Annotated in this window: 11 protein-coding genes; 4 read left to right on the forward strand and 7 right to left on the reverse strand. The window is 52.4% G+C overall.

Annotated features, from left to right (window positions below; translation table 11 throughout):
* The 5 genes from IKE44_RS11620 to IKE44_RS11640 form a co-directional block, all read right to left on the reverse strand.
* Window positions 1–534 (reverse strand): nicotinate-nucleotide adenylyltransferase (locus IKE44_RS11620; RefSeq protein WP_287465997.1); only part of this gene is annotated, 534 nt, incomplete at its 3' end.
* 40 nt (window positions 535–574) lie between these two features.
* Window positions 575–868 (reverse strand): ribosome assembly RNA-binding protein YhbY, encoded by a 294-nt coding sequence (yhbY, locus tag IKE44_RS11625; protein ID WP_033014727.1) that lies wholly within the window; start codon window positions 866–868, stop codon window positions 575–577.
* Between the two features lie 3 nt (window positions 869–871).
* Window positions 872–1702 carry a shikimate dehydrogenase gene (gene aroE / locus IKE44_RS11630; protein WP_287465999.1) on the reverse strand — a complete coding sequence of 277 codons (831 nt, stop codon included), beginning with the start codon at window positions 1700–1702 and terminating at the stop codon, window positions 872–874.
* A 23-nt stretch (window positions 1703–1725) separates the two neighbouring features.
* Window positions 1726–2835, reverse strand: a complete 1110-nt coding sequence (gene yqeH, locus IKE44_RS11635) for a ribosome biogenesis GTPase YqeH (protein WP_033014730.1) — start codon at window positions 2833–2835, stop codon at window positions 1726–1728.
* A gap of 2 nt (window positions 2836–2837) precedes the next feature.
* A complete protein-coding gene (locus IKE44_RS11640) occupies window positions 2838–3353 on the reverse strand; it encodes a YqeG family HAD IIIA-type phosphatase (protein WP_055357964.1) in 516 nt (171 codons plus the stop codon).
* A 340-nt stretch (window positions 3354–3693) separates the two neighbouring features.
* Here IKE44_RS11640 and sda point away from each other — a divergent pair, with 340 nt between their 5' ends.
* A complete protein-coding gene (gene sda, locus IKE44_RS11645; RefSeq protein WP_008879941.1) occupies window positions 3694–3834 on the forward strand; it encodes a sporulation histidine kinase inhibitor Sda in 141 nt (46 codons plus the stop codon).
* 47 nt (window positions 3835–3881) lie between these two features.
* On the opposite strand, the gene IKE44_RS11650 is transcribed toward sda, so the two are convergent.
* Entirely contained in the window at window positions 3882–4661 is a 780-nt protein-coding gene (locus IKE44_RS11650) for a phosphatidylserine decarboxylase (RefSeq protein WP_033014734.1), read from the reverse strand.
* Window positions 4662–4783: 122 nt separating this feature from the next.
* Here IKE44_RS11650 and pssA point away from each other — a divergent pair, with 122 nt between their 5' ends.
* From pssA to motB, 3 genes are all read left to right on the forward strand, one after another.
* Window positions 4784–5323, forward strand: a complete 540-nt coding sequence (gene pssA / locus IKE44_RS11655; RefSeq protein WP_049624293.1) for a CDP-diacylglycerol--serine O-phosphatidyltransferase — start codon at window positions 4784–4786, stop codon at window positions 5321–5323.
* Window positions 5324–5495: 172 nt separating this feature from the next.
* Window positions 5496–6293: a flagellar motor stator protein MotA gene (gene motA / locus IKE44_RS11660; protein ID WP_287466000.1), complete on the forward strand. Its 798-nt coding sequence runs from the start codon at window positions 5496–5498 to the stop codon at window positions 6291–6293.
* Window positions 6286–7080: a flagellar motor protein MotB gene (gene motB, locus IKE44_RS11665; protein ID WP_033014740.1), complete on the forward strand. Its 795-nt coding sequence runs from the start codon at window positions 6286–6288 to the stop codon at window positions 7078–7080. Before motA ends, motB begins: the two co-directional genes overlap by 8 nt.
* A gap of 122 nt (window positions 7081–7202) precedes the next feature.
* Here motB and ytvI read toward each other — a convergent pair whose 3' ends face one another.
* Complete coding sequence (gene ytvI, locus IKE44_RS11670; protein ID WP_033014742.1) at window positions 7203–8228, reverse strand: sporulation integral membrane protein YtvI; 1026 nt, start codon at window positions 8226–8228, stop codon at window positions 7203–7205.
* Window positions 8229–8416: the final 188 nt, after the last annotated feature.

Genomic DNA, 8416 nt, shown 5'->3' on the forward strand with positions numbered 1-8416 from the left:
TCTCACACCTTCCGGCACGAGGTAACGGATCGTCTGCCCGTTTTGCACCCGCTGGCGGATAAGCGACGAAGAGACGGCAAACTGCGGCACCTCCACCTCGACGACCGGGTATGGCGTTTCCATGGAATAACCGGGGCGCTTCACCCCGACAAACGTCACAAGCTTAATCAGCTCGTCAATGCGGTGCCAGTTCGGCAAATATTCGACCATATCCGCCCCGATAATGAAATAAAACTCATCATCCGGATGCATGGCGACGAGCTGCTGGACCGTATCGTACGTATAGGAAGGCCCCTCCCGTTCAAGCTCGATCGTCTCAACATGAAAGTATGGATGACCGGCCACCGCCAACTCGAGCATGCGGAGCCGATCCTCGCTTTTCGTCACTTGTTCGTGCTGCTTATGGGGAGGAAGGCGGTTGGGCAGAAACCAAATTTGTGACAACTCAAGGGCGTCAAGCACTTCATTCGCCATAATCAAATGGCCGTAATGGGGCGGATCGAACGTTCCGCCGAGAATCCCGATTTTTCCCATCTTCCTTCCCCCCGCCGTTTCATCTTGGCCGCGCCGCTTGTCAGTCAGGCAAAACGATTTGTTTGTGTTCTTTCGACTCTTTGTATAAGACGATCGTATTGCCGATCACTTGCACAAGTTCAGCCCCCGTCCCGGCTGCCAGCTGCTCAGCGACGGTGTAGCGGTCTTCTTCGCAGTTTTGCAACACGCTCACTTTCAACAGTTCGCGCGCCTCCAGCGCGGCGGCAATTTGTTTCGTCATCTCTTCGGTGACGCCGCCTTTGCCGACTTGGAAAATCGGCTTGATATGATGAGCTTGCGCCCGCAAAAACCGTTTTTGTTTTCCCGTCAGCATATGTTACCTCCTTAACGCTTCGATGACAAGCTGTTTCATCCGGTTGACATCCGGCCATTGGCCGGTCCATTTTTCAAACGCTAGCGCTCCCTGGTACACGAGCATGCCGACGCCGTTTTGCACACGAGCGCCGCGTGCTTTCGCTTCCTTCAGCCACTTCGTTTCAAGCGGGTTGTAAATGATATCCGATACGATCGTCCCCGGCTGCAACCGTTCAAGGGAAAGCGGCTGCGCCTCGACACGCGGATGCATGCCGACAGAAGTGGTATTGATCATAATATCGTATTCGTCAAGCCGCGTTTCCGCCTCGGCGAGTGAAAAATACGCCGAGCGGCCATCCTCCCCTTCGCGCACGAGCTGCTCCGCCTTTTCCACCGTCCGGTTGGTCATATCGATGCGCTTGGCTGCCGTCGACAGCAACGAAAAGTAAATGCCGCGCGCCCCGCCGCCAGCTCCGATCACCAAAATCCGCTTGCCGTCGAGACTGACGTCCATTTCCTCCTCGAGCGCCTTGACGTAGCCAGGTCCGTCCGTATTATAGCCGATGAGCCGGCCGTTGTCATTGACGATTGTATTTACCGCCCCGATGCGGCGCGCATGTTCGTCCACTTCGTCCAAAAACGGAATAACCGCCATTTTATGTGGAATCGTCACGTTCACGCCAGCGATACCGAGCGCACGAACACCAGCAAGCGCCGCCCCGACTTGCCCCGGCTCGACGGAAAACAAATGATAGCGCGCCGGAATGCCCAAACAGGCGAATGCATCATTATGCATGAGCGGCGACAGCGAGTGCTCGACGGGAAACCCAATCAACCCGTATACCTTTTCCACGTTTCTCCCCCTCCCGCTTTCCATTAAATCAACGATTGACGGATAAATACGTCGACCCCTTTTGGAGCATGGACGACAAGCTGAGCTCCCGGGTCGTTGCACGTCACCCAGCCGAGTCCGGAAAAGACGATGTCCGTCTTCCGCTCTTTCACCGACAGCGAGCGCGGCACAAGCGGCGGAAATTCAGCGGCATAGCGCTTGCTTGGCGGCGACAGCAACTCGCCAAGCTGATTGGCATAAAGGGAGTCGGCTTTTTCCAACTTTGTCCGATGAACCGTCAACTCATTGGCCATGTAGCAGACGAACGAACGGCGCCCGCCTTTGATGTAATCGAGACGGGCCAAACCGCCGAAAAAGAGCGTCTGCCCTTCGTTGAGCTGATAAACGCGCGGATGGATTTCCCGCTTCGGCGTAATGATTTTCAAATCGCGCGCATCGACAAAGTGCGCCATTTGGTGATGGTTGATGATCCCTGGCGTATCATACAACGTCGCTCCACTCTCAAGCGGAATTTCGATCATATCGAGTGTCGTCCCCGGGAAATATGAAGTGGTAATCACATTCCCTTTGCCGGTCGCCTCTTCAATGATGCGATTGATGAACGTCGACTTGCCGACATTCGTGCAGCCGACGACGTAGACATCGCCGCCCTCACGGTAGCGATTGATCGCTTCCATCACCTTCGCCATGCCAATTCCTTTCGCTGCGCTGACAAGACAGACGTCAACCGGACAGAGCCCCAGCTCTTCCGCCATGCGGCGCATCCAGCGCAGCAGCTTCGGGTATTTGACCGACCGCGGCAATAAATCCGCCTTGTTGCCGACAAGCAAAATCGGGTTGTCAGCCGCAAACCGTGGCAATCCTGGAATAAAGCTTCCGTTAAAGTCAAAAATATCGACGATGTTGACGACAAGCGCCTTCGATTCCCCGATGCGGTGCAACATGCTCAAAAAATCATCATCGTCAAGCGGCACATCTTGCACCTCGTTGTAATGTTTTAGGCGGAAGCAGCGCTGGCAAATCACCTCTTCCGCATCTTTTTCGAGCACGCTTTTTGGCGCATACCCCGCGTTTTTCGGGTTTTCGAACTGAATGGCCGCCCCGCAGCCGATGCAACGCAGTTGTGGCTCCACGATCATTCCTCCCAATAAATCATGCCTTTTTTCCGCATAGCGTTTAAAATTTTCCGTTCCATTTTCCGGTTAACGCGCGTCCATAATCCGTCCGTCTGGGCGACCGGGACGACTAAAATCGTGTTCAGTCCGAGCCGGTTGCCCCCAAGCACATCGGTCAGCAGCTGATCGCCGATGACGACGACTTCCTCTTTGCTCAGCCCCATCATGGCCAGTGCCTGCAAAAATGCGCGCGTCAGCGGTTTGCGCGCTTCAAAGATGAACGGGATGCCAAGCGGTTCGGCAAACGACTGCACGCGTCGTTTATTATTATTCGATACGATCACAACCTTAATGCCCGCCCGCTTGACCGTCTCAAACCAGGCGACCAGCTCCGGCGTGGCGCTGGGCCGGTCCCATTCAACGAGCGTATTGTCCAGATCGGTGATAATTCCTTTTACCCCTTTTTTCTTCAGCTCGTCCGGCTGAATGTCAATGACGCGCTTCACAAATTGGCTTGGCAAAAAATAATGAAGCATATCGCTCACCTGCCTTTGTCTTTGCTTTTCCCATGATAGCGAATTTGGCCGTTCATTTCAAAACAAAGTTTGGCAGCCGACCGGCTGCAGACATGCAGAACAGAAAGTTTTCGACAAATTCCGCGCCCTCCTAGTTTGTGGATAACTGTTATCCACAACATTCACAAAGTGATGATCATGCCTACACTACTTTATAAACAAGTTTTCCACACATTATCCACCACCCCCTGTGGATAACAGAACGGTTGTTCTATTTTGCAAATCGTGGTACATTGAAAGTAACCTACCATTATATGTATAAACCCATCATTTCATTCCATTCAAAAGGAGGGCTTCGCCGATGAAACATTTATCGGATGAACTGTTGATCGAGTCGTACTTCAAGGCGAAAGAACTCAACTTAAGCCCGGAATTCATCGAATTGATCGAAAAGGAAATCCAGCGCCGCTCATTGACCCATAAAATCAAGCTGTCGTCGTGAAACGGAGGCCTTCGGGCTTTTTTTGTTTGCCGCCTTCATCCCGGCGCCTAGCGCCAATAGCCGAGCCGTTCGCCGACTTTCACCGGCATCGGCGCAACGATGCGTGGGTCAGGGGCGAAACTTCCGCGTTCAAACAGCAAGACGACCGTTGAACCGAACGAAAAATACGCCATCTCCTCCCCTTTCACGAGCTGCTCTCCCGTATGGGTCAACTCGATGCTGTTGACGAACATGGCGCCGATTTTCACAATCGCCAAGCGCTTGCCGCCGGCTGTGACCTCGGTGATGAGGCGGTAATTTTTCTCGAGCGGCCGACGCCCATATTTTAAGCCAAGACGGTTGACCGGATATGACTTGCGGCCGATCGCCCACTGCTTTTCGATCACTCCAGATATTGGGCTGTGGATGCGGTGATAATGGCTCGGGCTTAAATACAGAATAAAAAAGAACCCGTTCACATACGGCTTCGCCGCTTCCACGCTACCGAGCATTTCCGCAATGGAATACGGCTTTCCCTTGACGATCATTTCGCAGTTTTCTTGTATCACACCCATGTCTTCAATGACAGCATCGACCGGGCTGACGACCGTATGCTCATCCGCATCGACCGGCCTCACCCCAGCCTTCAGCCGGCGGACAAACAGTTGCTGCAACGTCTTATAATTTTTTAGGCTTTTTTCCATTTCGTCTTGGTTAATATGATAAATTTTTGCATACGATGATATCAATAGCCCGCTGAGACGCGATTTGGCAAACGAAGCGAGCAGCTTTGAAGAAAGCGAGTGGTTGGTCAGCTCAATCAACAAACGGTACAGCCATTTTCGCAAGCACGTTCCCTCCAATTTATGAAACGTCCAATCGTTACTACCTTCCATATTACCGCCAAAATGAGTATAATGGTAGTAGAATTTTCTTTTGGCGCTTTCTGTTGGAAAAGGAGTGGGGAAAGTTGTTCTTATCGGATTATTTAGATTATACGTTAAAAAAGCTGAAAGCAAACATGGCGAACATTTTGACGATGACGAACTTGTCGCTTGGCGGCTTTTCCGTCTTGACCACGCTGAAAGGGCAGCTTCATATGAGCGTGCTGCTCGTTTTTTTAGCAGCGTTTGTCGATCGCTTTGACGGCGCTGTGGCGCGCAAGATGAACATTGAATCCGAACTTGGCAAGCAGCTCGATTCGATGAGCGACATCGTCTCCTTCGGCGTCGCGCCCGCCTTGTTAATGTACGAAGCGCTGTTTTACGAATTCGGCGCGCCGGGGGCAGTGTTCACCATCTTGTATATCGCCTGCGGCGCCTTCCGGCTCGCTCGTTTCAACATTACGGAGAACAACGGCTATTTCGCCGGGCTGCCGATCACGGCTGCCGGAGTGTTGATGACGTTGGGCTATTTGGCCATTCCGTACTTTCCGCCGCAATCGTTTATGTTTTTGGCGCTCATTTTATCGTTTTTAATGGTCGGCACGTTTAAGTTGAAAAAAATATGACGATCGCCGGAGCTGCCCCTTTCCAATTGACCGACGGACTGGGCGGCTTTTTTATGTCCAAAGTCACACCTTTTTCCCTTTTCAACCTTCTCTATTCAGTATATGATAAATATGGTTTCTTCATAAAACAAAACAGCATGGATCGTTTGCACAAAAAAGCGGGGGGATCAATTTGGATAAAACATCAGTCATCGGCCTCATCCTTGGCGTGATCGCCGTCGGGTTGGGCATATACTTTAAAGGCGTTTCGCCTGCTGTATTGATCAATCCAGCCGCCATTTTGATCATTCTCGTCGGCACAGCCGCGGCGGTCGTGATCGCCTTTCCGACGCAGGAAATTAAAAAAGTGCCAAAACTTTTCAAAGTCATTTTCACGGAATCAACGACGCCGACGGTCGAACAACTGATTCCGCTGTTCGTCGATTGGGCGAACGTCGCCCGCCGCGAAGGGCTGCTGGCGCTCGAAGCGAAGCTGGATGACATCGAGGATCCGTTTTTGCGCAACGGGCTCAGCATGGCGATCGACGGGCAGACGCAAGAGTTCATCCGCGATGTGATGACGGAAGAAATTGCCGCCATGGAAGAGCGGCACGAGGCGAACGCCGCCATTTTTACACAGGCCGGCACGTATGCGCCGACGCTTGGGGTGTTGGGCGCTGTCATCGGCTTAATCGCTGCGCTCGGGAACATGGAAAATATCGCTGAGCTCGGCAAAGCGATCAGCGCCGCTTTTGTCGCCACGATGCTCGGCATTTTCACCGGCTATGTGCTTTGGCATCCGTTTGCCAACAAACTGCGGCGGAAATCGAAGGAAGAGGCGCGCGTGCGCTACATCATGATTGAAGGGGTGCTGTCCATTTTGGAAGGACAAGCCCCGCGCATGATCGAACAAAAACTTGCGTCCTATTTGCCGGAAAGCGAACGCCATCAGGCGCTGGCGCAAGCGCAAGGGGAAACGGTCAATGGCTAAGAAAAAAAAGCACTCACACGATGACCACATAAACGAATCTTGGTTGATTCCGTACGCCGATTTGCTTACGCTGCTTCTCGCCTTGTTTATCGTTCTGTTTGCCAGCAGCCAGATCGACAAAAAAAAGTTTCAAGAAATCGCCCGCGCCTTCAGCACCGCCTTTGCCGGTGGGACAGGGGTGTTTGATTTTCAAAGCCCCGTTGAACCGATCACACCGCCTGCGGAAGACGAAAAAGGGCGGCAGCAAAATCAGCAGCAACAGTCTCAGACTCCTTCTTCGTCTATAAACGAAGGAGAAAAAGAAGAGCTGAAACAAATCCAAGTGAAAATTGACAGCTATATTCATCAAAAACACTTGACAGGGAAATTGCAGACATCGTTGACGGATGAAGGGCTTGCCATCACCATTTTGGATGACGTTTTATTCGACTCCGGCAGCGCTGAAGTACGCATGAAAGACCGGCGTCTTGCGGCGGAGATCTCCGCTTTGCTCGTCATGAACCCGCCGCGCAATATCATGATCAGCGGCCATACGGACAACGTGCCGATTCATAATGAGAAATTTGCTTCCAATTGGGAGCTGAGCGTCATGCGCGCCGTCAATTTCATGAAAGTTCTGCTTGAGAACAAGCAACTCGACCCTCGCTACTTCAGCGCCAAAGGATATGGCGAATACAAGCCGATCGCCACGAACACGACCGCCGCCGGCCGGATGAAAAACCGGCGCGTCGAGATTTTAATTTTGCCCCGCATCGACGGAAGCCGTTCACCGGCGCCTGCACAGTAAAAGACCGCCTTGCTGTCCGGCGGTCTTTTGCTTTTCTCCAGGCTCTCCACCCGTTTCATGCCCTGTTCCGTTTCAATGTTCCAATTCATAAAAAAGGAAAAGGACGACGGCTGGCAACCTGTTCACAGCTTGATCGTCCACTTAATTACCCCGGCCTTGGCAAGCGCCTCGATCAAAATGACAACGACCGGCCCAACAAACAGCCCGATAAAGCCAAGCAGCTGGAAGCCGAGGTAGACGCTGACGAGCGCCGCAAGCGGGGAAATGCCCAAATTGGTGGAAAACACTTTCGGCTCGATGATCCGCCGCACGACAGTGATGACGATAAACAGCACAATCAGCCCGACGCCAAGCGTATTGTCGCCGTTCGCCATGCTGATGATGCCCCACGGAACAAGCACTGAGCCGGTCCCCAAAATCGGCAAAATGTCGACGATGACGATGACGAGCGCCATCAAGGCAGCGTAATCAATGCCGAGCACGAGCAACCCGGCCAGCGCGAGAAAAAACGTCACCAGGCTGAGCAAAAATTGCGCTTTAATAAAGCCGATCCCCGCCTTGCTCAGCTGGGCGATGACCATCCCGAGCCGCTGGCGGGTGCGCTCTGACAAATAGCGGCTGATCGACCGTTTCATTCGCGGCAAGTCGAGCGAAATGAGAAACAATGCGACCAAATAGACTAAAAAGTGAATGAAAAACGCCGGGATGGCGGTGATATAATGAACGAGCGACTGCGTCAAATTCGTCGCAAACGACAGCAGCATCTGTTGCACCGTGCGCACGCCGCGCTCGAGCGAATCAATGATTTCCTGGGGGATCGAACTTGAATACGACCGCCACGTTTCGATGAGGCGGTTAAACACTTTTGTCGCCTCGCTCAGCACGTACGGAAGGTTTTGCGAGAGCGCCATCACTTGCTGAACCAAAATGACAACTAAAAAATAAAGCGAAAACCCAAGGATTACCAAAAAGAGTGAAAAAATCGCCGTTACGGCGTGCGCGCGCTTCAGCCGATACTGGTCTTGCAGGCGGCGGATAGGCGGCTCCAACAAGAGGGCGGTGGCAAGCGCCAGCAGGAGCGGCACGCTGTACGGCAGCAGCCATAAACAGATCGCCGACAAAAGCGCAATGATGATCCAACGTTTCACATGCGTCCCTCATTTAATCAAGATTTGTCAAAATGATGTTCCACTATCAGGCGTGTTGATTATCCAATAAAATCCAAAGGGTATAGAAAAAAGAGCACCTTTCCTGTAGAATGTGAGTAACAACACAAACAAACCCAGGAGGTGCTCTCTATGAACAAGCATACCACACTCCCGAATTTGATGCAAAA

Source organism: Geobacillus sp. (genome assembly GCF_017515625.1).
Lineage (GTDB): Bacteria > Bacillota > Bacilli > Bacillales > Anoxybacillaceae > Geobacillus > Geobacillus stearothermophilus.